The organism is Burkholderia sp. AcTa6-5 (assembly GCF_017815075.1).
GTDB lineage: Bacteria > Pseudomonadota > Gammaproteobacteria > Burkholderiales > Burkholderiaceae > Burkholderia > Burkholderia sola.
In genome coordinates this window covers 243,709-266,649 of record NZ_JAGIQE010000007.1, presented here as the reverse complement: position 1 = coordinate 266,649, position 22,941 = coordinate 243,709, and the positions used below count along the sequence as shown (strand labels likewise).

25 protein-coding genes and 1 pseudogene are annotated in these 22,941 nt (G+C 65.2%); 12 read left to right on the top strand and 14 right to left on the bottom strand.

Features of this window, described 5'->3' with window-relative positions:
* The first annotated feature begins 137 nt into the window (after positions 1 to 137).
* The 4 genes from J8I33_RS12595 to J8I33_RS12580 all read left to right on the top strand — a co-directional run bounded on the left by J8I33_RS12595 (position 138) and on the right by J8I33_RS12580 (position 1,858).
* Positions 138 to 329, top strand: coding sequence for a hypothetical protein (locus J8I33_RS12595; RefSeq protein WP_209924381.1), 192 nt, complete (start codon positions 138 to 140; stop codon positions 327 to 329).
* A 364-nt stretch (positions 330 to 693) separates the two neighbouring features.
* A complete protein-coding gene (locus J8I33_RS12590; RefSeq protein WP_209924380.1) occupies positions 694 to 1,137 on the top strand; it encodes an Hsp20/alpha crystallin family protein in 444 nt (147 codons plus the stop codon).
* Between the two features lie 36 nt (positions 1,138 to 1,173).
* Positions 1,174 to 1,599 (top strand): Hsp20/alpha crystallin family protein, encoded by a 426-nt coding sequence (locus J8I33_RS12585; protein ID WP_209924379.1) that lies wholly within the window; start codon positions 1,174 to 1,176, stop codon positions 1,597 to 1,599.
* Between the two features lie 67 nt (positions 1,600 to 1,666).
* Positions 1,667 to 1,858 carry a hypothetical protein gene (locus J8I33_RS12580; RefSeq protein WP_124592782.1) on the top strand — a complete coding sequence of 64 codons (192 nt, stop codon included), beginning with the start codon at positions 1,667 to 1,669 and terminating at the stop codon, positions 1,856 to 1,858.
* 15 nt (positions 1,859 to 1,873) lie between these two features.
* Here the strand turns inward: J8I33_RS12580 and J8I33_RS12575 are convergent, their stop codons facing one another.
* From J8I33_RS12575 to J8I33_RS12560, 4 genes are all read right to left on the bottom strand, one after another.
* On the bottom strand, positions 1,874 to 2,305 hold the full coding sequence (locus J8I33_RS12575; RefSeq protein ID WP_209924378.1) for a hypothetical protein: 432 nt from the start codon (positions 2,303 to 2,305) through the stop codon (positions 1,874 to 1,876).
* On the bottom strand, positions 2,281 to 3,564 hold the full coding sequence (locus J8I33_RS12570) for a DUF6402 family protein (RefSeq protein ID WP_245171929.1): 1,284 nt from the start codon (positions 3,562 to 3,564) through the stop codon (positions 2,281 to 2,283). Before J8I33_RS12570 ends, J8I33_RS12575 begins: the two co-directional genes overlap by 25 nt.
* An 87-nt stretch (positions 3,565 to 3,651) precedes the next feature.
* Entirely contained in the window at positions 3,652 to 4,200 is a 549-nt protein-coding gene (locus J8I33_RS12565; RefSeq protein WP_209924377.1) for a hypothetical protein, read from the bottom strand.
* A 51-nt stretch (positions 4,201 to 4,251) separates the two neighbouring features.
* Complete coding sequence (locus J8I33_RS12560; protein ID WP_209936136.1) at positions 4,252 to 5,319, bottom strand: hypothetical protein; 1,068 nt, start codon at positions 5,317 to 5,319, stop codon at positions 4,252 to 4,254.
* A 264-nt stretch (positions 5,320 to 5,583) separates the two neighbouring features.
* Between J8I33_RS12560 and J8I33_RS12555 the strand changes: the two genes are divergently transcribed.
* On the top strand, positions 5,584 to 5,883 hold the full coding sequence (locus J8I33_RS12555; RefSeq protein ID WP_209924375.1) for an H-NS histone family protein: 300 nt from the start codon (positions 5,584 to 5,586) through the stop codon (positions 5,881 to 5,883).
* A 415-nt stretch (positions 5,884 to 6,298) separates the two neighbouring features.
* Positions 6,299 to 6,724, top strand: coding sequence for an Hsp20/alpha crystallin family protein (locus tag J8I33_RS12550; RefSeq protein WP_209924374.1), 426 nt, complete (start codon positions 6,299 to 6,301; stop codon positions 6,722 to 6,724).
* A 144-nt stretch (positions 6,725 to 6,868) separates the two neighbouring features.
* Here the strand turns inward: J8I33_RS12550 and J8I33_RS12545 are convergent, their stop codons facing one another.
* From J8I33_RS12545 to J8I33_RS12525, 5 genes are all read right to left on the bottom strand, one after another.
* Positions 6,869 to 7,867, bottom strand: a complete 999-nt coding sequence (locus tag J8I33_RS12545; protein ID WP_089490399.1) for a transketolase family protein — start codon at positions 7,865 to 7,867, stop codon at positions 6,869 to 6,871.
* The gene (locus J8I33_RS12540; protein WP_209924372.1) at positions 7,864 to 8,709 is read right to left on the bottom strand and encodes a transketolase; all 846 of its coding nucleotides are present in this window, start codon (positions 8,707 to 8,709) and stop codon (positions 7,864 to 7,866) included. The genes J8I33_RS12545 and J8I33_RS12540 overlap by 4 nt, the downstream gene beginning before the upstream one ends.
* 49 nt (positions 8,710 to 8,758) lie before the next feature.
* A complete protein-coding gene (locus J8I33_RS12535) occupies positions 8,759 to 10,084 on the bottom strand; it encodes an MFS transporter (RefSeq protein ID WP_209924371.1) in 1,326 nt (441 codons plus the stop codon).
* Between the two features lie 74 nt (positions 10,085 to 10,158).
* Positions 10,159 to 10,908: a glucose 1-dehydrogenase gene (locus tag J8I33_RS12530; RefSeq protein WP_124557460.1), complete on the bottom strand. Its 750-nt coding sequence runs from the start codon at positions 10,906 to 10,908 to the stop codon at positions 10,159 to 10,161.
* A 148-nt stretch (positions 10,909 to 11,056) separates the two neighbouring features.
* The gene (locus J8I33_RS12525) at positions 11,057 to 11,956 is read right to left on the bottom strand and encodes a LysR substrate-binding domain-containing protein (protein ID WP_089490401.1); all 900 of its coding nucleotides are present in this window, start codon (positions 11,954 to 11,956) and stop codon (positions 11,057 to 11,059) included.
* On the opposite strand from J8I33_RS12525, the gene J8I33_RS12520 reads away from it, so the two are divergent.
* From J8I33_RS12520 to dctA, 3 genes are read left to right on the top strand one after another with little or no spacing between them, the layout of a single operon-like run.
* Positions 11,955 to 12,182, top strand: coding sequence for a hypothetical protein (locus J8I33_RS12520; RefSeq protein WP_209924369.1), 228 nt, complete (start codon positions 11,955 to 11,957; stop codon positions 12,180 to 12,182). The two genes, J8I33_RS12525 and J8I33_RS12520, sit on opposite strands and share 2 nt — an antisense overlap.
* Before the next feature lie 17 nt (positions 12,183 to 12,199).
* Positions 12,200 to 13,120: a LysR family transcriptional regulator gene (locus J8I33_RS12515; protein WP_050016900.1), complete on the top strand. Its 921-nt coding sequence runs from the start codon at positions 12,200 to 12,202 to the stop codon at positions 13,118 to 13,120.
* Between the two features lie 34 nt (positions 13,121 to 13,154).
* Complete coding sequence (dctA, locus tag J8I33_RS12510) at positions 13,155 to 14,486, top strand: C4-dicarboxylate transporter DctA (RefSeq protein WP_209936130.1); 1,332 nt, start codon at positions 13,155 to 13,157, stop codon at positions 14,484 to 14,486.
* A gap of 24 nt (positions 14,487 to 14,510) precedes the next feature.
* Here dctA and J8I33_RS12505 read toward each other — a convergent pair whose 3' ends face one another.
* Together J8I33_RS12505 and J8I33_RS12500 are read right to left on the bottom strand one after the other, a co-directional pair.
* The gene (locus tag J8I33_RS12505) at positions 14,511 to 15,293 is read right to left on the bottom strand and encodes a substrate-binding domain-containing protein (protein WP_209936124.1); all 783 of its coding nucleotides are present in this window, start codon (positions 15,291 to 15,293) and stop codon (positions 14,511 to 14,513) included.
* A gap of 61 nt (positions 15,294 to 15,354) precedes the next feature.
* The gene (locus tag J8I33_RS12500; protein ID WP_089490404.1) at positions 15,355 to 16,650 is read right to left on the bottom strand and encodes an MFS transporter; all 1,296 of its coding nucleotides are present in this window, start codon (positions 16,648 to 16,650) and stop codon (positions 15,355 to 15,357) included.
* A 345-nt stretch (positions 16,651 to 16,995) separates the two neighbouring features.
* Between J8I33_RS12500 and J8I33_RS12495 the strand changes: the two genes are divergently transcribed.
* Complete coding sequence (locus J8I33_RS12495; RefSeq protein ID WP_209924366.1) at positions 16,996 to 18,504, top strand: GGDEF domain-containing protein; 1,509 nt, start codon at positions 16,996 to 16,998, stop codon at positions 18,502 to 18,504.
* 110 nt (positions 18,505 to 18,614) lie between these two features.
* Here the strand turns inward: J8I33_RS12495 and J8I33_RS12490 are convergent, their stop codons facing one another.
* The gene (locus J8I33_RS12490) at positions 18,615 to 19,520 is read right to left on the bottom strand and encodes a LysR family transcriptional regulator (RefSeq protein ID WP_209936117.1); all 906 of its coding nucleotides are present in this window, start codon (positions 19,518 to 19,520) and stop codon (positions 18,615 to 18,617) included.
* A 110-nt stretch (positions 19,521 to 19,630) separates the two neighbouring features.
* On the opposite strand from J8I33_RS12490, the gene J8I33_RS12485 reads away from it, so the two are divergent.
* Together J8I33_RS12485 and J8I33_RS12480 are read left to right on the top strand one after the other, a co-directional pair.
* Positions 19,631 to 20,494: an NmrA/HSCARG family protein gene (locus tag J8I33_RS12485; RefSeq protein ID WP_089490487.1), complete on the top strand. Its 864-nt coding sequence runs from the start codon at positions 19,631 to 19,633 to the stop codon at positions 20,492 to 20,494.
* Positions 20,495 to 20,537: 43 nt separating this feature from the next.
* Positions 20,538 to 20,690, top strand: a pseudogene (locus J8I33_RS12480) (cupin domain-containing protein); the annotation flags it as partial.
* A 43-nt stretch (positions 20,691 to 20,733) separates the two neighbouring features.
* Here the strand turns inward: J8I33_RS12480 and J8I33_RS12475 are convergent.
* Positions 20,734 to 21,618: a GNAT family N-acetyltransferase gene (locus J8I33_RS12475; RefSeq protein WP_209936111.1), complete on the bottom strand. Its 885-nt coding sequence runs from the start codon at positions 21,616 to 21,618 to the stop codon at positions 20,734 to 20,736.
* An 81-nt stretch (positions 21,619 to 21,699) separates the two neighbouring features.
* On the bottom strand, positions 21,700 to 22,887 hold the full coding sequence (locus tag J8I33_RS12470; protein ID WP_124637581.1) for a M20 aminoacylase family protein: 1,188 nt from the start codon (positions 22,885 to 22,887) through the stop codon (positions 21,700 to 21,702).
* Positions 22,888 to 22,941: the final 54 nt, after the last annotated feature.

Genomic DNA, 22,941 nt, shown 5'->3' with positions numbered 1-22,941 from the left:
CCGAGGGTCGAGGTCAATCGCCGGGCCATGGTTGCTGACGGTATCGCGCGAACCTTTCTATTTGAAAGCTTGGCGCGGCCCGCGCCTTGCTCACCTGCAACGTGCGCAACATCCCAGGTTGCGACCAGGAGAGCGAGATGACACGTCAACAGCCACAGGCAGACAAGCAGACAGGTAGCGAGAAGCCCGCGGAGAAACGCGACGATGGGCAGCAGACCTTCGAAACCGATATTTCGGAAACCGGCGAGGACGGCACCACGGTGCGTCAGGCCGAGGTTCGCGAGGACGACCTGTCCGAAGTGAAGCCGCCGTCCGGGCCGTCGCGCTGAACAGATGGACGCGACGGCGCAGGTACGCCGCCGCGTCATTTCCAGCGTGCCGTTGCAAATTCCGCCCTCTATCGCCGTGCCCGATCCGCGCAACGTCGGACATATCGGACCCCGTCATCGCGACGCCGATCATGCCGGCGCCCCGACGATGAGTCTCCTGCAGGGCACACGCACGTAGCGACGGAATGCCGTCGCCCTCCCCCTTGAAATTCGCGCGCCGTATCCTATTTTAGGTATCGCTCAAGGCAGTCGCGGTTGACGCGCTGCGTGTTTCGATTTGTTAGTCAGCGACCCTGTCGCGGATGGACGAACTGGAGCGCGTGGTCCGGTTCGTCCCTTCGCACGGGGACAACAGGAGCCAGTCATGAGCGATGTCTTCTTTCCCACCGATCTGCTGGCGGAACTCGACCGCCTGCAACGGCAGATGGCCAGCGTGTTCACGGGTTTTCCGGCCAGTCTGCGCGCCCCGCGGCCCGGTGCGTTTCCACCGGTCAATATCGGCAGCACCGACGACACGATCGAGATCGTCGCGTTCGCGCCGGGTCTCGACCCCGCCGAGATCGACATCTCCGTCGATCGCGGGCTGCTGACGATCAGCGGCGAGCGTACGCCCCCGGACGATGGCGCGACCGACGACGAGCGACGCATCTACGCGAACGAGCGGTTCATGGGCGCGTTCCGCCGCGTGGTCGAACTGCCGCAGCATGCGGACCCCGACAAGATCGAGGCGCGCTATACGAACGGCTGCCTGACGATCAGCGTCGGCAAGTCGGAAGCCTCGAAGCCGCGGGCGATTGCCGTCCAGTAAACAGCACGACGTCACGAACGCATGACGGAGGACATCATGAGTGACACGAACACCACTGAACTGACGACTCATCCGGCCGATACGCGAACGGCCGTGACGAACCGTGAAGCGGCTCAGCGCGACACGCCGCGCACGCGGATTGCGCCAGCCGTCGACATCGTCGAGGATGCGCACGGCATCACGTTGTACGCGGACCTGCCGGGTGTGCCGCGCGACAAGCTCGACGTCCGCGTGCACGACGGCAGCCTGGCCATCGAAGCGGAAGCCGTCGTCCCGACGCCGGCGGGATTGCGTCTGCAGCACGGCGAAGTGCAGCATCCGCACTTCTCGCGCGCATTCACGCTCAGCCCGGATTTCGACGTGTCGCGCATCGACGCGCAACTGCGCGACGGCGTGCTGAAACTGAGCATCCCGCGTCGCGAAGAAGCGAAGCCGCGGCGAATCCAGGTGACGGCGGGGTGAGGAGGTTCGCCGCAAGCGCTACATGAAGCGGCGCAAGCCGCGAGGCTTGCGCCGCTTCATGCGCAGAATGCGAGCGTCCCGCGTCGGCGCAGGCGGCCCGGGCGTTGCGCGTCGACACGCGGCTGTCGAACGGCCGACCGATCATCCGAGCCACGACCGGATGTCGCTCGGCACCACGTCGATCTACGTGTCGCCGGAAGAGGCGCGGATGCGCCGCGAGGCGGCGAAGTACCATGCCCGGCTAACACGCGACGTCTGAGTGCGTCTCCCGATCTTATGAAAAGAACGCGAGCAGTCGTTGCAGCAACGGTATGCGTGCCGTCCACCAGTCCGTTCGGGACGGCGGCATGGCAATGAAGCGCAACGGAGACGACTTCGATTGGTCGTAGTAGAAAATGTTGTCGTCGCTGTACCGCAGTTCCGTGGGTGCTGCATCGTTGAGCGTGCGCACCGCAAAATAACGCTCCGCCAGCACGTCTCCTGCCGGACCCATCACCCGGAGTCGAATTTCGTCACCATCGGCAAAAGAGCGGGGCGCCCCACATAGCTCGATCTTGTACTTCTTGCCACCGAACTCTTTCGTTCCCCCGTTAAGATCCTGCGTATAGCTCTCGCAACCTTCGTATGACTTCCGTAACGCAAGAGACGGAATCGCTAGTACCAAGACAAGCGCGATCGCGATTACATGTTTTCCGGTGATCTGCATATTTCGCCGAGATTGATCTTAATGGGATTGGTCAGCTTGAGATATTGCAGATTTGAATATATCACGAAATCCTCTCCGCGATTATGCTTGTTTCTCCAATCGTTGTACGTTCGGTTGAAAACAGGATAGTGCACGTCGCACGCTCTAAATTTTTTGACGATGCCTTTACGGATATCGATCGGTTTATCTAGAAAGTCATCAATCAGATACTTCCATTTGATCTTGGACTCGACGTCGGGCGAATTTCCGAGGTTCGAGTTCACGCCGCTCCGGTACAGAAGCTCCCGAATTCTCCCACCATTCGTGATCACCATGCCGCTTTTATTCCAGTGTCCCAAATACTGACTACTCGATCCCGGCTTCCCGTCATTGAAGGAGTAGCTGTCTTTTATGTAGGCGTAGATATGGGTTATGGATGCAGTCAGGTCAGCGCAGTACGATTTCGTCTTCTCCTGGTTGTTGTATTTGTAATATCTGTCTCCGGAAAACTCGACGCGCCCGATCGCAGCATAGATGTTGAAGTTGGCCAGGGCAGCGGTCAAATCGGTCGGCGCATAAGGAAGGCCGCCCGTCGTGTCAAAGCTGGACACTTTCACCCACTGGAATTGCCACTTCCTGCAAAACTCGACGAGATTGCCCTTGTCGCCAACCGTCTGGAAATCAAAATCCACCGACGAGCCGAATTTTTCCTTCACCACATCCCGCAGCAGATCTCTCAACAGCACTCTGGCATTCTCGTTGTAGATGCTTTTCGAGATAAGCTCGTCATAACGCTCGCGGACCTTCCCGAACTTTAGCGCCCATTCAAGCGTCACGATCGTGTTATCAAAGGGTTGGTCCGTTTTGAAACTGTTATCCCAAACGTGTTTCGGGCCGCTGAACCATCGCCTGGCAAGCTTGGCTGCAACAGGCCATTTCATCCGCTCCATCGCAGTGGGAACGTCCAGTAAATCGAAGGGTGGGGGATTCTCGCAATCCTCCGCGTCGGCTGGCTCTGTCGGCTTGGGAGGTGGAACCTGCTTGGCGGGTGGCGCCTTTGCCGGCTCCAACGCTTTCGTCGTCTCGGGCTTCGTCGGCATGGGCTCCGGAAGCTTGAACGGCTTGGGTTGGCCAGGAGCAAGCCGATCCATGCAGATGCCTTGCGTTGTATTCAAAGGAACGCATCCATCGGCCCCGGCGTATTCCTTCCACTTCGGCAGTGAAAATGGAATGGACGACGACTTAATTTCATAATACGGCACTTTCTTGACGTCTGGCATAGGGCCTTGGATATCGACTTTTCAAACGGACAGGCATCAGATTAATCGATGCATCTGAAAATCGAACGGCAATAATGAAAACAACTGTCAGATCAAGCCGCGATCGCGCAGGATGAAACGGTAGGGGCAATCCGCCGGCGGCACGATCGACACGGAAGGCTTGGTCGCCAGTCGAGCCAACATTGCGCTTTCGAGTTCGGCCGCCTGGTTGTCCAACCACCCTGGCTGCCAGGTTCGGGCCCACGCGAGCCAGGCCGCTGGCGACAGGCTGGCGGCCGCGGTCGGCCTCGATGGCACGTAAACCGCGTCACGCCACGAGAGGCCCGAATGGAACCGCACGCCAGTGACTCGAAGATGCTTGCGTGTGCAAACGAAGATGAACGCGCGGTGTGGCCGCTCGTCATACAGCACATCCGGCTCATGCACACCTCTCGCCGGCGCAGCGGAAACCGGTCCAGTCCATTCGAATTCCAGGGTAGCGCCGGTTCGCTCGGCCTGGTCGCGGTTGTAGAGGCCACCATCAATGTAAGCGTTCATGCCTGCGTCACCGAGGATCGGGCCGCCGATAAACGAGCCGGATTCTACGATGTCGCGCGCAATGTACGGCGCTGTTTCATGCGTCAATTTGATCGGCATAGCTCGACACTGTGTTAGAAAAGTGGCCGGCCATGCCGGCTTGGTTGTACGTCACCGGATCCCCGCTGCCTTACGCTCGAGCGGCGAGAATTTGCGTAGCGACGCGTAGGGATCGACGAGCCGTCGCGGCGCACGAAGCAGCTTGACGCCAGGTGTTAGCAAGCCGCCAAAGCCCAAGCCGGCGACGACTCCGGCCGCGATGCGAAGATTCGACCAGTCTGCTGGCATGATGCAAATCAACATGATCGCGATGATGCTGACGCCGAACATTACCTTCAGAAAGAACCATGGTGCTGAGAGCGCGTCGATGTCGAGGATCGAGCACGGAATCTCTTCCGATTCGTATTCCTCTTTCTCGCGGATCAACTCCAAGTCGAGCGGTGCCGGCCGACTGGAGACCGGATTGACCAGGCGTTCGGTAAGCGCTGCAGTGACTACTTCGACCGCAGGGAACTCGTGCGGCCACCGATGATGTTCCGCCACACCGTAGGCCCGCAGGATCGGCAGCACCCAGGCAGGATGGTTGATCGGTTCTAGCAGTTGGCCGTCTAGCACGGCCCAATACATGGCCTGCTGCGCGTGCTTCGCCGCGTAGACCGCGAGGCGATCGGCGGCCGGGTAATCGTACGGCGCAACGTGCGCCGGGATCCATTGCGCACCCATATCGCGGAAGAATCCCACGCGATTCTTGCCCTCGTGCGCCAGAAATAGACCGAGCGGTTTGATCCAGATGAACTCGGCTCGATCGTAGCCTTCTGCCGTCGCGCGAGCCGGGTCTTGCAACCTGGCCAGCAGAGCCGGTCGCTCGTTCTCAGGAACAGAGGAGGTAGTCCATCGCCAGCTCGCGCCGATCGTCTGCGAAACAGGCGCAAGCGCGCTAAACGAATCGCCGCACGGTTCGAGATTGCTGAACGGAAAGACGGTTCTGAAAAAAGATGCTCCGATCCGTGGGCCGTAGGCACCGTCGTGGAACGGTTCAATGAGACGCCGACCGGCCGCACTGCGGCATGCGAGCTCGTCGACTTCGTATTTTGCGTCGACGAGCAGCTTGATCTCGTCGCGCAGCTTCGAGGAAATGTTGTCCACGACGGCTTCGAGTGAGGTGGTAGTTGCGCTCATCGCTTGTTCCATTTTCAAGTCGCTCTCAACCGACTGACCGGGTATATGTGCGCCTCGTGCGAGCGTAGCTCTACATTGAAATCAAAATCTAGAGACGTATGAAATGCAACATTTGCACATGGACGTCGCATACCCGTCTTCGAACCTTGTGCCGCGAAAAACGGAAACCGACCGTATTTGTGGTTATGCCGGAACCGTGTCGACGAGACCGAGTTTTCCGACTAGGCTACTCATTCGCTGTTTAACTGATTATCCTCTATCTCCATGGCAACTTATCTTGAATTGAAAGCGCAGGCTGATGCATTGGCACAGCAAGCAGAAGAAGCACGTCTCGCTGAGCTGGACAACGTCATTGCAACGATGCGCGAGCAGATCGCTGAGTACGGCATCACGGCAGAGCAGCTGTTTGGTCGCCGACGTGCCGTAGCGGCAGTAGCGCGCGCGCCGCTGGCACCTAAGTATCGTGATCCGAAAACGGGTGCGACCTGGGGTGGCCGCGGTAAGGCGCCGCGATGGATTGCAGGGAAGAATCGTGCCCGCTTTCGGATTCAGGAAGCCGAATAACTCGAAAGTTTGCCTAACGGAGTTGCGGTGATCGGGTAGACAGACTGGGTTCGGACGTGACGGCTTCGAGCTCGGATCTCGTCACGACACCGGGGAGGACAGTTGCCGCAGCAGGCGAACTCGTTCTGGCTCGATAGCCGGCAACGGACATGGTTGCACCGTTTGCGCGCGGCGTGGGGCGAAGACGTCGTCGTTCAGATATACGGCGGGTGGGTACGATTGCGCGGCGATGACGGCGACTGGCGCTTCGCCAGCAAGGCGGAACTCCATTTCGCGACGCTGCGCAGACGGCGTCAAAGCCAATCAGCAACTCTTTGATTAATAAGTACCTTATTTAAAGGGCGGACCGGAGAGCCTTGTCGCAGCTAGATCGGCCTACACCGGTAAACTGCACCGAAATCCAGGGGACCTCATCATGAGTGACACGAACACCACTGAACTGACGACCCGTTCGACCGATACGCGAACGGCCGTGACGAACCGTGAAGCGGCTCAGCGCGACACGCCGCGCACGCGGATCGCGCCCGCCGTCGACATCGTCGAGGATGCGCACGGCATCACGCTGTACGCGGACCTGCCGGGCGTGCCGCGCGACAAGCTCGACGTCCGCGTGCACGACGGCAGCCTCGCCATCGAAGCGGAGGCCGTCGTCCCGACGCCGCCGGGATTGCGTCTGCAGCACGGCGAAGTGCAGCATCCGCACTTCTCGCGCGCATTCACGCTCAGCCCGGATTTCGACGTGTCGCGCATCGACGCGCAACTGCGCGACGGCGTGCTGAAACTGAGCATCCCGCGGCGCGAAGAAGCGAAGCCGCGGCGGATCCCGGTGACGGCGGGGTAAGCGAATACGCCGCAAGCGTTGCATGAGGCGGCGCAAACCCGAGGCTTGCGCCGCTTCATGCGCAGAATGCGAGCGAGCGTCCCGCGTCCGCGCAGACAGCCTGAGCGTTGCGCGTCGCCCCGCGAGTGTCGAACGATCGACCGATCACCCGAGCCACGACCGGATATTCACGCGCATCGCGCCAGCCGAGATTCCGTAGCGCTCATGCAACGTCGGCAGCGCGCCCGCGGCGAGATACGCATCCGGCAGCGCGATCTGCCGGAACGGCACCGCCACGCCCGCCGCAAGCAACGCGGTCGCGACCGCTTCGCCGAGCCCGCCGATCGTCGTATGGTTCTCCGCGACGATGACCATGCGCCCTTTTCGCGCAGCCTCGCGGACGATGGTCGCCGTGTCGAGCGGCTTGATCGTCGGCACGTGCAGCACGGCGACATCGACGCGATCGGCTTCGAGCGCCTTCGCCACCTCGAGCGCACGCATCGTCATGATCCCGGACGAGATCAGCAGCACGTCGTTGCCGTCGCGCAGCAGCTTGGCCTTGCCGAGTTCGAAGCGGTAATCGTATTCGTCGAGCACGGCCGGCACGTTGCCGCGCAGCAGGCGCGCATACACCGGCCCCTTGTGCGCGGCGATGGCCGGCACCATCTGTTCGATGTCCAGCGCGTCGCACGGATCGATCACGGTCATGTTCGGCATCGCACGCATCAGCGCCAGATCCTCGGCGGCCTGGTGGCTCGGCCCGTAGCCGGTCGTGAGCCCAGGCAACGCGCAGATCAGCTTCACGTCTAGATCGTCTTCGGCGATCGCCTGATGAATGAAGTCGTACGCGCGGCGAGTCGCAAACACCGCATAGGTCGTGACGAACGGCTGCGCGCCTTCGTGCGCGAACCCGGCGGCGGCCCCCATCAGCAACTGCTCGGCCATGCCCATCTGGTAGTACCGCTCGGGGAAGGCCTTCGCGAAGAGGTGCAGGTCGGTGTATTTGCCGAGATCGGCCGTCATGCCGATCACGTTGCCGTTCGTGCGGGCGAGTTCGGTCAGCGCATGGCCGAACGGCGCGGAGCGGGTCGCCTGCCCTTCGGCCGCGATGGAGGCGATCATCGCCGACGTCTTCAGGCGCGGCTTGTTGTCGACGGTGCTCATGCGTGTCTCCCTGCTTCGAGTGCGTCGAGCGCGAGTTGCCATTCGTGCGCATCGACCCGGATGAAATGGCTTTTCTCGCGTGCTTCGAGGAACGGCACGCCGCACCCCATCTTCGTGTCGCAGACGATGATGCGTGGCTGCGGTGCGTCATGCTGGCGCGCGTGGTCGAACGCGCGTTTCACCGCGTCGATGTCGTTGCCGTCCACGCGTTGCACGTACCAGCCAAAGGCCTCGAGCTTGTCGACCAGCGGCTCGAACGCCATGACCTGCGTCGACGGGCCGTCGGCCTGCTGGTTGTTCACGTCGACGATCGCGATCAGGTTGTCGAGCTTCCAGTGCGCGGCCGACATCAGCCCTTCCCAGATCGCACCTTCGTCGAGTTCGCCGTCGGAAAACAGCGTGTAGACGAACGCATCCGAGCCCTTGCGCTTCAGCCCCAGACACCGGCCGACCGCGATCGTCAGGCCCTGCCCGAGCGAGCCGCCGGACATTTCCATGCCGGGCGTGTAGCTCGCCATGCCGGACATCGGCAAGCGGCTGTCGTCGCTGCCGTAGGTGTCGAGTTCCGCGGCCGGCAGGATGCCGGCTTCGAACAGCGCCGCGTACAGCGCGATCGCATAGTGCCCGTTCGACAGCAGGAAGCGGTCGCGCCTTTCCCAGTCGGGATCGTCGGCGCGATAGCGCATCGCGCCGAAATACGCGACGGCCAGCACGTCGGCGATGTCGAGCGCCTGGCCGACATAGCCCTGCCCCTGCACTTCGCCCATCAGCACGGCGTTTCGTCGGATGCGGTACGCGCGCTCGGCGAGCGGGACCGCGTCATGGATGGTTTCGGTAGCCATCGATTACTCCAGTATCAGGTCGGAAGGAATGCAAATGAATCGGCGGTTGTCAGCGGTTCACGGACCGGGGCACGACGAACACCAGCAGCGCACCGGCCGCGATCGCGACCGAGATGAACACGAGCCCCGCGGTGGACTTGCCGGTCAGGTCGTTCAGCCAGCCGACGATCGCCGGCGAGAAGAAACCCGCTAGATTTGCGAAGCAGTTGACCGCGGCGATGCCCGCCGCCGCCGACATCCCGCCCAGCAACGCGGTCGGCAGCGACCAGAACTGCGACGACGACGCGAGGATGCCGGCCGACGCGATGCTCAGGCACACGATCGACGCGCCGACGCTGCCGAGCATCGGCAACGTGGCGAAGCCCGCCGCCGCGACCAGCATCGGCACCGCGAGATGGAAGCGGCGCTCGCGGCGACGATCCGCGCTGATGCCGATCAGCGGCAGCGCGACGATTGCACAGGCATACGGAATCGCGGTGAACAGGCCGACCCACAGCGGATCGGCGACGCCGGCCTTGCGAATGATCGTCGGCAGCCAGAACGTGAGGCCGTACTGCCCGAGCACCACGCAGAAGTAAATCGCGGCCATCACCCACAAGCGGCGATCCGCGACGAACGTTCGAATCGACACATGGGCGGTGGTGTGCGCGGCGTCGGCCGACACGTTGCGCGCGAGCAAGACTTTTTCCGCGTCGGTCAGCCACTTCGCGCCGGCGATGCCGTCGTCGAGATACAGCAGGATCGCGAAGCCCAGCACGAACGAAGGCAGCGCCTCGAGCAGGAACAGCCACTTCCAGCCGGCCATCGACATCGCGCCGTGCAGCGAGTGCATGATCGCGCCCGACAGCGGCCCGCCGATGATCCCGGCGAGCGGAATCGCCATGAAGAACAGCGACAGCGCCTTCGCGCGCCGCGCCGACGGGAACCAGTACGTGAGGTACAGGATCACGCCCGGCGCGAAGCCGGCTTCGGCGACGCCGAGCAGGAACCGCAGCGCGTAGAACGCAGCGGGCGATTTGACGAACACGAAGCTCGCCGAAATCACGGCCCAGGTCAGCATGATGCGCGCGAGCCAGCGGCGCGCGCCGACGCGATGCAGGATCAGATTGCTCGGCACCTCGAACAGGAAATAGCCGAGGAAGAAGATGCCTGCGCCCATCCCGTAGACCGTCTCGCTGAAGCGCAGGTCGTTGAGCATCTGCAGTTTCGCGAAGCCGACGTTGACGCGGTCGAGATACGCGCCGAGGTAGCACAACATCAGAAACGGGATCAGCCGGCGCGCGACCTTCGCGTAGGTCGCCGCTTCGAACGTCTGCGCGTCGTTCCGTTGCAGAGGCTCGCCCTGGACCGGCGATGCGGGGTACTTTGCTCTCATCCTTGTCTCCTGCCATGGCCCCGGGTTGTCCCGGGTGCATGATGGTCGGCGCCGCGCATCGGGCGGCGCCGTTCTCAGTGAATCAGCATCCCGCCGTTGACGTCGAGCGTGATGCCCGTCAGGTAGCTCGACAGGTCGCTCAGCAGGAACAGGCACGCATGGGCGACGTCGGCGGCATCGCCGAGCCGGCCGAGCGGAATGCCCTTGACGATGTCCTCGCGCATGTCGGGCGTCAGCTTGTCGCCGGTGATGTCGGTCTGGATCAGGCCGGGCGTGATCGAATTGACGCGGATGCGGTCGGCGCCGAATTCGCGCGCCATCGCCTTCGCGAGGCCGAGCACGCCGGCCTTGGCGGCGCTGTAGTGCGGGCCGCCGAAGATGCCGCCGCCGCGTTGCGCGGACACCGACGACATGCAGACGATGCTGCCGCCGCGCTGCGTCTGCATCGCGGGCAGCACGGCTTGCGACATGTACAGCGTGCCGCGCAGGTTCACGTCGACGATCGCATCGAAATCACGCGCCGAGATATCGAGCGTGCGCACGGGCTGCGTGATGCCGGCGTTGTTGACGAGACCGTCGATGCGGCCGAAGTGCTCCAGCGTCGCGCGAGCGGCCGCCGCGCACGCGTCGCGGTCGGTCACGTCGCACGCGAGGCCGAGATGGCCGGCGCCGAGTTCGGCGGCGGCCGTTTCCGCATCCTCGCGGCGAAGGTCGAGGATCGCCACGCGTGCGCCCTGCGCGGCCAGCGCGCGGGCCGTGGCCTTGCCGATCCCGCGCGGCGACGCGGCGCCGGTGACGATGATGGTCCGGTTGTCGAGCAACATCGCTTGTCTCCTGTGTTGATGTGTTGTCCGGAGTGTCGGCTCACCGGACACCCGCATCAACGCGGAAACGCTCAGCCATAGTTGAGAAAAATTCAGATGACGGCGCGCGGCCCGCCGATGCTGCAACGCAAAATCACGGATGCGCCGCTCAGCCCGCCCCGCCGTGCGCCGCGACCTCCCGCTCGATCCACGCCAGAAAGCGCTTCACGCGCGGCAGTTCCGCGTTCTGCCGCGGGTAAACGAGATGATGCGCGCCGACTTCGACCGCATGGGCGTCGCCGAACACCGGCACCAGCAGCCCTTCGCGGATCCTCACCGACGCGAGCATCAGGCTTTCGAGCGCGATACCGAGGCCGAGCGCGGCGGTCTCGAGCGACATGTACGAACGGTCGAACGAAAAATCGAAGGTCTTCTGCGCCGCCAACGGCACGCCGGTCCGGCCGAACCACTGCTTCCACTGGACCAGCGGCGTTTCGGAATAGATCAGCCGGTGCGCGAGCAGGTCTTCCGGCGCGTTCACCGGATGCCGTTCGAGATAGCGCGGCGACGCGAGCGGCGCGATGAACTCGCCGCGCACGGTCCGGACCTCGAGGTTGTCCCAGTTGCCGTAGCCGTGCCGGACGTCGATATCGTAGAAGCCGTTCGAGAACGACACGTTTTCGTACGAGCACGCGAGGTTCAGCTGGATATCGCCGTTCGCCTCCTGAAACGACGACAGGCGCGGCAGCAGCCACATCAGCCCGAAGCTCGGGCTCGAATGCACGCGCAGGATATCGACCTCGGTTCGGCTCGACGCGCGCTCGGTCGCGCGGCTCAGATCGGCCAGCGAGCCGGTGACATCGGCCAGGTAGCGTTCGCCGGTCGGCGTGAGGACGAGGCCGCGCCCCGAACGCTGAAACAGCGGCTGCCCGATCTGCGATTCAAGATTGCTGAGCTGATGACTGACGGCGGATGCGGTCAGGCCGAGCTCTTCCGCCGCGCGGTTCACGCTTTTGGTCCGGGCGACGCTTTCGAACGCGATGATGGCCTTGAGCGGCGGAATGCGCATGCTGGAATCCGTTGAAGAGAGCGGCCCGGCGCTGCGCCAGCGCTGGCGCATTACCCGCCCAAAAGCGATACGGTACATCAGGAAGCGGCGTCGGGCGGCCCGATTCGCGGCTCGGCCCGCGCGATTCCGGCCGGCCGTGCCGCACACCGCGCCGCGCCAACGCGGCCGCATCGACGACGCCACACGCCTGACGCCCACGGAATCATGCAAAATGCTGCGCATCTGAGTGGCGGAGTTCGACCGGTGGGCATCAATTTCGATTTGACGGACTTGCAGGCGTTTCGCGCGGTCGTGGAAACCGGCAGTTTCCGCAAGGCCGCCGAAGCGGTCAGCCTGTCCCAGCCTGCGTTGAGCCGCCGGATCGACAAGCTCGAAGACGCGCTCGGCGTGCGGCTCTTCGAGCGCACCACGCGCCGTGTCGCGCTCACCACCGTCGGCCGCGTGTTCGCGCAGAGCGCCGAACAACTGCTCGACGATCTCGACGCCGCGCTGCTCGGCATCCGCGACGTGTCGTCGAGCCGCCTGGGCCATGTGACGATCGCGTGCGTGCCGTCGGTCGCCTACTATTTCCTGCCGCCGATCATCGCCCGCTATCATCAGCGCTTTCCGCGCATCCGGGTGAAGCTGCTCGACGCCAGCGCCAACGAAGTGCTGGGCGCCGTCATCAGCGGCGAGGCGGATTTCGGCGTGAGCTTCATCGGCAGCCAGGAGGCGGAGGTCGAGTTCAAGGTGCTGCTCCAGGAGCGGTTCGTCGCCGCCTGTCGCCGCGACCACCCGCTCGCGCGCAAGAAGCGCGTGACCTGGAACGAGCTTTACGAGCACGATTACGTGTCGGTGGACAAGACGTCCGGTAATCGCCTGCTGCTCGACCAGGCATTGGCGGCGGTCGCGCCGCGCAAGCCGAGCGTCTGCGAGGCGCGCCACGTCACGACCCTGCTCGGGCTGATCGAGGCGGGGCTCGGCGTCGCCGCGGTGCCGTCGATGGCGATGCCGGGGCATGACCATCCTGTCCTCACGAGCGTGCCGCTCGTCGAGCCGGCCGTGAAGCGGCGCGTGGGTATCGTCAAGCGGCGCGGGCGCTCGCTGACGCCGGCCGCCGAGGCGTTCCACCGGATGATCGTCGACGCGAAGCGCGGCGACGCCGGCGGCGGCACATCGGCATGACGACGACGGAACGGAAACGAAGGAAGGCTGCATCGTGAGGTGGACCCGGCTGTTCAAATCGCTGTACGTGCAGGTCCTGCTCGCGATGATGCTCGGCATCGGCATCGGTCACGTGTGGCCGGCGGCGGGCGCGATGCTCAAGCCGCTCAGCGACGCGTTCGTCGCGCTCGTGAAGATGACCATCGCGCCGATCGTCTTTTGCACGATCGTGTCCGGCATCACGTCGCTGTCGAATGGGCGGGCCATCGGCCGCACGATCGTGCGCGCACTGGCGCTTTTCTATCTGTTGACGGCCGCCGCGCTCGCGTTCGGGCTCGCCACCGCCTACGTGCTGCAACCGGGCGCCGGCATGCACATCGACGTCCGTCATCTGGATGCGAGCATCCTCGCGCCGTATGCGAAGCATGCGGAGCCGCGCAGCCTGGTGGCGTTCGCGCTCGGCGTGATTCCGGACACGATGCTCGGCGCATTCGCGACCGGCGAAGTGTTGCCGGTGCTGCTGCTGTCGCTGTTGTTCGGCTTCTCGCTGAATGCGCATCCGCGCGCCGCCCGGCCCGTGCTGGCGCTGATCGACGGCATCGCGCAGGTTGTGTTTCGCGTGCTCGCGATGATCATGCGGCTCGCGCCGCTCGGCGCATTCGGTGCGATGGCGTTCACGGTGGGCCGCTTCGGGATCGGCTCGGTCGGCTCGCTCGCGAAGCTGATGGTGTGCTTCTACGTGGCCTGCGCGCTGTTCGTCGCGCTGGTGCTCGCCCCGCTCGCGCGACTGCACGGATTCGCGCTGTGGCGGCTCCTGCGCTACCTGCGCGAGGAGTTGCTGATCGTCCTCGCGACCTCGTCCACCGAGCCGGTCCTGCCGCGCCTGATCGTCAAGCTGGAAGCGCTCGGCTGCGACAAGGGCGTCGTGGGGCTCGTGCTGCCGGCCGGCTATTCGTTCAATCTGGACGGCACCGCGATCTATCTGACGCTCGCGGCGTTGTTCATCGCGCAAGCTTGCGACGTCCCGCTTTCCGCGCCGCAGGTCGCGACGATGCTCGCGATCATGCTGGTCACGTCGAAAGGGGCGGCCGGCGTGTCCGGCAGCGGGCTTGTCGCGCTGGTCGCGACGCTCGCCGTGATGCCCGACCTGCCGGTCGCCGGGGTCGCGCTGCTGGTCGGCATCGACCGCTTCATGTCGGAGGCGCGCGCGCTGACCAGCGTGATCAGCAACGCGTGCGCGGTGATTTTCGTGTCGGTGTGGGAAGGTGCGTGCGACCGCGCGCGTCTGGTGCAGCGGCTCGCGGCGGCCGGGCCGGCGTTGCCGGACGCGGCCGATGAAGACAGTGCCGCGGCAGACGGCGGCGGGAGTGACGGGAAGACGGTCTGATCGGCGCCTTCCCGTCGATCGGGTTCAATGCGCGGAAACGGAATCCAGGCCGGTCGACTTCACGTCGGCCTGCACGTCGGGCGACGCAAGATAGTCGAGCAGCGCCTTCGCTTCCTTGGGGTGCTGCGCGCCGACCGGGATGCCGGCGGCGAAGCGCGTGACGGACTGCAGCGATTCGGGGATCTTGCCGACGAAGGTCGCGCCCTTGACGGGCAGCAGCTCGCTGACCTGCTGGAAGCCGATTTCGTAGTCGCCGTTCGCGACGACCGACGCCACCGGAATCCGCGGGATCATCTTCGCCTTCGACTTCACCTGTTCCTCGATCCCGAGCTTCTTGAACAGTTCGCGTTCGATATACACGCCGCTCGCGCTGTCCGAATAGGCGATCGATTTCGCGTGCAGCAGCACCTGCTTGAGGCCGTCGGCGGTGCTGATGTCGGGCTTGGCCGCGCCGTCGCGCACGACCATGCCGATGCGCGAGTCGGCCAGATCGACGCGCGAGTCGGGGATGACCTTGCCCTGCTTGATCAGATCGTCGAGCGCGTAGCCGACCATGATCACGGCGTCGGCCGGCTCGCCGCGCGCGAGCCGGTTCGGAATCGCTTCGGGCGACTTGCCCATCGACGGGCCGAGCGCGGTCGCGAGCGTATTGCCCGTCTTGGACGCGAACCGCGGGCCGAGCACCTTGTAGGCGGCGGTGAAGCCGCCCGAGCTCATCACGTGCAGTTCGGCGGCCTGGACGTTGGCCGCGACCGCCGCGGTGGCGACGAGCGCGGTCGCGCAGTATTTCAGGAACAGGTTTCTCATGGTCGTGGTCGTGGTCGTGCGGATGCGTGGGTGTGAATGAACGTTCCGGATCGGCCGGACATCAATGCGCGGGCGTCAACGTCGCCGTGCGGTGACGATACAGCGCGAACGTCGCGAGCAGCGCGCACACGGCGGCGAAGCTCATCCAGTAGCCCGGTGCGGCCTTGTCGCCCGTCGCGTGAATGAGCGCGGTCGAGATGGCCGGCGTGAAGCCGCCGAACACGGCCGTCGCGAGGCTGTACGCGAGCGAGAAGCCCGCGACGCGCACCTGCACCGGCATCACTTCGGTGAGCGCGACGATCATCGCGCCGTTGTAGATCCCGTACATGAACGACAGCCAGAGCAGCACGAGCAGCATGTTGACGAACGATGGCGCGTGAGCGAGGAACGACAGCGCCGGATACGCGGTCACGACGGTGAGCATCGTCATGCCGACCAGCAGCGGCCGCCGGCCGATCCGGTCGGACAGCGCCCCGCCGATCGGCAGCCATACGAAGTTCGACACGCCGACGCACAGCGTCACGAGCAGGCTGTCGGCGGTGCTCAGATGCAGCACGGTCTTGCCGAAGGTCGGCGCGTAGACGGTGATCAGATAGAAGCTCGTGGTGGTCATCGCGACCAGCATCATGCCGGCGATCACGACGCCCCAGTTCTGGACCAGCGTACCGAACACTTCCTTCATGCCCGGACGATGCTTGCGGGCCTTGAACTCCTGGGTTTCCTCCAGGTTGCGGCGCAGCATGAAGATGAACGGCACGATCATGCAGCCGACGAAGAACGGCACGCGCCATCCCCAGGCGCCGATCTGCGATGCGCTCAGCCACTGATTGAGCGCGAAGCCGAGGCCCGCCGCGATGACGATCGCCACCTGCTGGCTGGCCGATTGCCAGCTCGTGAAGAAGCCCTTGCGGCCCGGCGTCGCGAGCTCGGCCAGATAGACCGACACGCCGCCCAGTTCCGCGCCCGCGGAAAAGCCCTGCAGCAGCCGGCCGATCAGCACGAGCACGGGCGCGAGCAGCCCGATCGTCGCGTAGCCCGGCACGAACGCGATCAGGATGGTGCCGCTCGCCATGATCGACAGCGTGACGATCAGCCCCTTGCGGCGGCCGACCTCGTCGATGTACGCACCCAGCACGATCGCGCCCAGCGGGCGCATCAGGAAGCCGGCGCCGAACACGGCGAAGGTCATCATCAACGATGCGAACTCGCTTTGCGCGGGGAAGAAGACGTTGGCGATCTGCGTGGCGTAGAAGCCGAACAGGAAGAAGTCGAACTGCTCGAGAAAGTTGCCGGCCGTGACGCGAAAGATCGCGGCGGCCTTCGAGCGTTCGGCCGGAAGGCTGGACGAGGGGTGCATCTGGGTGTCTCCTGAAAATCCTGGAATACGCGGGAGGGGCTGGTCGATTGTCGTTTTCCGGCATGTTGGCGCGGTATCGATCAAACGATAAGTGCGATTTTTGGAAGGATTGATGCAGTGTGGTTATCAATCGACGTGATTTGCACGGGTCCGGGGCCGCGCCCGGGCCGTCTCGCCGCATGGCCGCGTGGCCGCACACGTTTGCGTCGTCGCGTCGGGCCGTGGTCGTCGACGGGCTGTCGACGGGCAGCCATGCCGGCCTCGATTTTTTGTTAACCGTGCCGTTAACGGGAATTGGACCCGCGCCGGCGCTAGTGCAGCCGGCATCTCAACACGAGCGCGAGCATGCCCGCATTCACTTCGATCGAGAAAATCGCCGACTGGGCCGGACGCCACCCGTTCGTCGTCGGCGCGTTGGGCACGCTGATGTCGCTTGCGGCGCTCGCGATCAGCGCGGTGACGCTGTGGGTCGCGCGCAGCGAAGTCGTCGAGCATGCGCACGAGACGTCGCGCAACGTCGCGGCCGTGCTCGCGAGCCAGATCGCGAGGACGGTCGAAACGTCGAACAACGCGCTGATTGCGCTGGCGGCCGACCTCGGCAAGCCGGCCGTGCAGCGCATGGACGCCGGATTGCGGCACGACCTGCTGTTCGAGCGCACCGCCGCGCAATACGTGACCGGCATGGGCGTGACCGACAGTCGCGGCCGGCTGATCGACGGGTGCTGCAGCACGACCCACCGCTGGGACTTCGCCGATCGCGACTACTTCAAGGTCCATCGCGATGCGGACAACATCGGGCTCTACGTCTCCCAGCCCTATCGCGCACGCTCGCGCGGCGGCAAGGAATCCATCGCGCTGTCGCGACGCATCGAGCGGCCGGATCATGCGTTCGACGGGATCGCGGTCGTCGCCGTCGATCTCGCCTACTTCGAGCAATTGCTGTCCCGCCTCGATGTCGGGCCGAACGGCGTCAGCGCGATCGTGCGCGCGGACGGCACGATCCTCGCGAGAAACCCGTCGTTGAACGAAGGCCAGATGAACCTCCTGCGTCGCTCGACCTCCTTCAAGCGGATGGTAAACAGCGAATCCGGCTTCTATCCCGCGCGTTCGAGCATCGACGGCATCGTGCGGTTGTATACCTACCAGCGGATACCGGGCACCCCGCTGATCGCGGTCGTCGCGCCGGCCGAACACGACGTGCTGGCCGGCATCCGGCGCCTGTCGTGGACGGTCGGCGTGTCGGCATCCGTGATCTGCGCATTGTTCGGTGCGGTGGTCTGGCTGCTGGCCTTCGCGTTGCGCGACAATTTCCGCAAGCAGACGCTGCTGACCGATCTCACGCGTACCGATCCGTTGACCGGATTGCGCAATCGTCGCGCGCTCGATACCGCGCTGGCCGACGAATGGGAGCGGTTGCAGCGCGGCAGCGGCGGCACCCTGTCGGTGCTGTTCATCGACGCCGATCACTTCAAGCAGTACAACGACCGGCACGGGCATGCGCAGGGCGACACCGCGCTGCGCTTTCTCGCCGAATGCATCCGCGCGCATACGCGGCGGCGCGGTGACCTCGCCGCGCGCTACGGCGGCGAGGAATTCGTCGCGGTGTTGCCCGATACGGATGAAAGCGGCGCCGCGCGGGTCGCCGAAGCGATTCGCCGCGAGGTGGAACGCAACCGGCTCGACGGGTTTGCGGAAACCGTTCCGCCTTTCACCGTCAGCATCGGCTGTGCGACCGGCCGGCGCGCGCGGCACGCTTCCATGCACGCGCTGTCGCACCAGGCGGACATGGCGCTCTACCGCGCGAAGCGCGAAGGCCGGAACCGCGTGTGTTGCGCGCAGCCCGAGCCGGCATGAACGCGGCGGTCCGAATCGGGACGGGCGGCGGCACCCGCGCTGCCGATCGCGACGGCATTCCGCTCAGGACGTCGCGGCGACGCGCGTGCGCGGCCTCGACCGTGGCCGTTTCACTGCCCGGGTTCGATATACGCGGCCAGTTCTTCCGGCTCACCTGACGGAAACGCGTCCTTCAGGTGATCGAGAAACGCGGACACGCGCGTGCTCAGTAACCGCCTGGACGGATACAGCGCCCACAGCGCGATATCGGAACCCGGCACGTCGCCCCAACTGACGAGCGTGCCGGCGGCCAGGTCGCGGCTCACCAGTGACGCCGGCAGGCACGCGGCGCCCAGGCCGAGGCGGACCGTATCGCGCACCATGCTCAGCGACGACAGCCGTGCCACGGGGTCGATCGGGATGCGCGCCGTCCCGGCCGGCCCGGCGACCTCCCAGGCAGTGTGCGTGTCGTTCGCGCCGCGCACCACGGCCGGTGCCGGTGCGGGCGCGTCGTCGCCCGGCCGCGGCAATTCGGGCCGCGCGACGACCACCAGCCGGTCGCGCAAGAACACGCGCCCGATCAGGCTCTCGTCGGGGTCCGGGTTCACGCGAATCACGAGGTCGTACCCTTCCTCGATCATGTCGACGGGCCGGTCTTCGGTCGTCACCTCCAGCCGGACGTCCGGGTATTTCAGCGCGAACGTCGCCACCAGCTTGCCCATCGCGAACTGGGAAAACAGCATCGGCGCGCTGATGCGCAGCCGGCCGCGCGGCCGCTCGCTCCCCGCTGCGATCGCCGACGCGCTGTCGGCCAGCTCCGCGAGCAGCGCGCCCGTCCGCTCGTAGAGCGCGCGCCCTTCCTGCGTGAGCTTCACGCCGCGCGAGCCGCGCTCGAACAGACGCAGCGACAGGCTGTTCTCCAGTTCCGCGACGCGGCGCGACAGCGTCGCCTTCGGGCGATCCGCGACCCGCGCAGCCTCCCCGAAGCTGCCATGGCGGGCGACGAGATTGAAATCGGCGAGAGCGAGCAGGTCCATGTGTTCCACCAGTGAGACGACATGTCTATTTATCACATCTTCCGGATCATAGGTGGATCACATAACTTACGTGGGCAGTCAATCCCATCGTTATCTCAGGAGTGAACATCATGACCATTCTCGTTACCGGCGCCACCGGCCGTGTGGGCCGCCAGGTCGTCCGTCAACTCGTCGATCGCGGCGCCGACGTGCGCGTGCTGGTGCGCGATCCGGCCAAGGCCGATTTTCCGGCGGCCGTGACCGTCGTGCAGGGCGACATGCTCGACGTCGACGCGCTGCGGGCGGCCTTCTCCGGCGTGCGCACGCTGTTCCTGCTCAACGGCGTGGCGGGCGACGAATTCACGCAGGCGCTGATCGCGCTGAACCTGGCCCGCGAAGCGGGCATCGAGCGCGTCGTCTATCTGTCGGTCCTGCATGCCGACCGCTTCGTGAACGTGCCACACTTCGCGGTGAAATTCGGCGCCGAGCGGATGATCGAGCAGATGGGCTTCGGCGCGACGATCCTGCGGCCCGCGTATTTCATGGACAACGAATCGATGGTGAAGGACGTGATCGTCGGGCACGGCGTGTACCCGATGCCGATCGGCGGCAAGGGCGTCGCGATGGTCGACGTGCGCGACATCGCGGAAGTCGCGGCGATCGAGTTGATCCGCCGCAACGATGCGCCGGGCAAGCTGCCGGTCGACACCATCAACCTGGTGGGCCCCGACACGCTGACCGGCACGCAACTGGCGTCGATCTGGTCGGACACGCTTGGCCGCCCCGTTGCGTATGGCGGCGACGATCCCACGCCGTTCGAAGACAATCTGGCGACGTTCATGCCGAAATGGATGGCGTACGAAATGCGGCTCATGGCCGAGCGCTACGTCAGCGACGGGATGGTGCCGGAGGCCGGCGACGTCGAGCGGCTGACCGCGATCCTCGGCCGCCCGCTGCGGACGTATCGCGACTTCGTGGCCGCGCTGGCGCGTTGAGCGGCGTCCCGGGCGATGCCGAGCGCTTACACCCGTCTACTGGATGCACGTCGTGCCGCGCGGCACGCGGCACAACCCGGTCGCCGACGATGAATGCTGGATCGTGCTGATCGAGCCCGTGCCGACGCGGCACACCGGAGACGTGCAGTCGCCGTTGACCCGCGCGATCGACGAGCAACTGGGCCGGACGCGCTGACGTCACCGCACGCGCGAGGCAAGCCCGCGCGTGCGGCCGAGGGCTACAGCATCGCCTGACTGACGAGTGCGTACTGTCCGCAGACGGGGTCGGCCGGCCCTTCGTGCGCCGAGGCCGGCGCGTTGCGCACCATCTTCGAACACGTATCGACCCGCGCCAAACCCTGTTCGGCCAGCCAGTCCGGCAAGCCGGTCCCGTCCGGCACGTCGATGCGGACGAATTCGCCTTCCCGTTGCGTCAGCCAATGGCTGACGAGCGCCTTCGCATACGCATCGTCGCTCGCGCGCGGCGCCGCCACCGGACCGATCACGTCGCCGCGACCGAAGCGCCGCAGCACCGAAAACGCGACCACCTCGCCATCGCGTTCGAGCACGACGCTTTCACCGCGCTGGAACAGCGCGGCCATCAGCGCATCACGCTGGAGCCCGGACGCGCGCGCGTCCAGCTCGACGAGGCGCGGCCAGTCGGCCGGCGATCCTGCCCGCAGCCGCACGCCTTCGGGCAGGACCACGTCGGCCGGCTGCACCACGTTCCCCTGATACTGGCTCAACGATCCGCACACGTTGAAGCCGAGCTTTTCATAGAGCGGCCGACCGGCCGGCGTCGCATGCAGAAACGTGATGCGTGGCCCAAGTTCGTCGATGAGTATCTCCATCAGCTTGCGGCCGATGCCGCGCCCTTGGTGCGCGTCGGACACGATCACATGCCCGATCGCCGCGCGGTCGGCACCGTACTCCCAGCACATCGCCGTGCCGATCACCACGCCATTTTCCTCGGCCGCGAACGCGATCGACGTGTCGGCGGAAAACTGCCAGTCTTCCGCCCTGAACGGCCAGCGAAGCGCCACCGAGAGCGCGTGGGCCGCGGGGACGTCTGCGGCGGTGAAGCGCCGGTAGCGAAGCGCCGGCATCGTGTCGGAATCGTTCATCTCGTTTTCCTGTTTCATCAAGCAATCGTTACAAAAGTGTCGTCGTGCGCCACGGCCCGACTTCAATGCCGGCTTCGCGCATCATCGCGATCGCGCGAAGTAATGCTGCGCCAACGCGACCCAGTACCGGACGCCGGCCGGAATGATGTCGTCGTTGAAGTCGTATTTCGGGTGATGCAGCGCCGGTGAGGCCGCGCCGTCCTGCGCATTGCCGATCAGCACGTACGCACCCGGCCGTTCCTCCAGCATGAAGCCGAAGTCCTCGGACGTCATGTTCGGCGGCACGTCGCGCTCGACGCGCGCGTCGCCGAACGTATCGCGAATCACCGCTTCGCACAGCGCCGTCTCGGCCGGCGTGTTGACCGTCGCCGGGTAGTACTGAAAAAACTCCACGTCGACCTGCGCGCCATAGGCCGCCGCGAGCCCTTCGCACGCGAGCCGCACGTCGCGCTGCAGCTTCTGCTGCAACGCCGACGACAGCGTGCGGATCGTGCCGCGCAGCTCGGCGGTGTCCGGAATCACGTTGTCCGTCGTGCCCGCATGGAACATGCAGACGGAAATGACCGCCGGGTCGACAGGGTCCTTGTGCCGCGCGGCGATGGTTTGGCACTGCAGCACCATCGAGCACGCAAGCGGCACCGGATCGATGCCCAGATGCGGCTGCGCCGCGTGCGCGCCCTTGCCCGTCACCGTGATCCTGAAGCGCGAGCCCGCGGCCATGATCGGGCCGGTGCGCAACCCGAAATGCCCGGCCGGCAGACCGGGCCAGTTGTGCATGCCGAATACCGCTTCCGTCGGGTATTGCTCGAACAGCCCGTCGTCGATCATCTTGCGCGCACCCGCGCCGCCCTCTTCACCCGGCTGAAACACGAAATGGACGGTACCAGGCAACTGCGGCAGCGCCTTCAGCACGCGCGCGGCGCCGAGCAACATCACGGTATGGCCGTCATGGCCGCACGCATGCATGATCCCGTGCGTGCACGACGCGTGCGCGAAGTCGTTGGCTTCGTGGATCGGCAACGCGTCCAGATCGGCGCGCAGCACGATGCCGCGGCGCGGATCCGCGCCGGGCAGGCTCGCGACGACGCCCGTGCCGCCGAGCCCGCGCGACACCGCATAGCCGAGCGCCTCGAGCTCGCGGGCGACGACGTCCGCCGTCCGGTGTTCTTCGAATCGCAACTCGGGATGCGCATGCAGATCGCGGCGCAGCTTCGCCCAGTGCGCGTGATGCGTTTGCAGCGATGTGTCGGGAATCACGGGGTTGTCCAATTTCGGCACCTTCGGAATGTAGCGGGCTTCGAACTGTACTGCCGGCGCGAATCG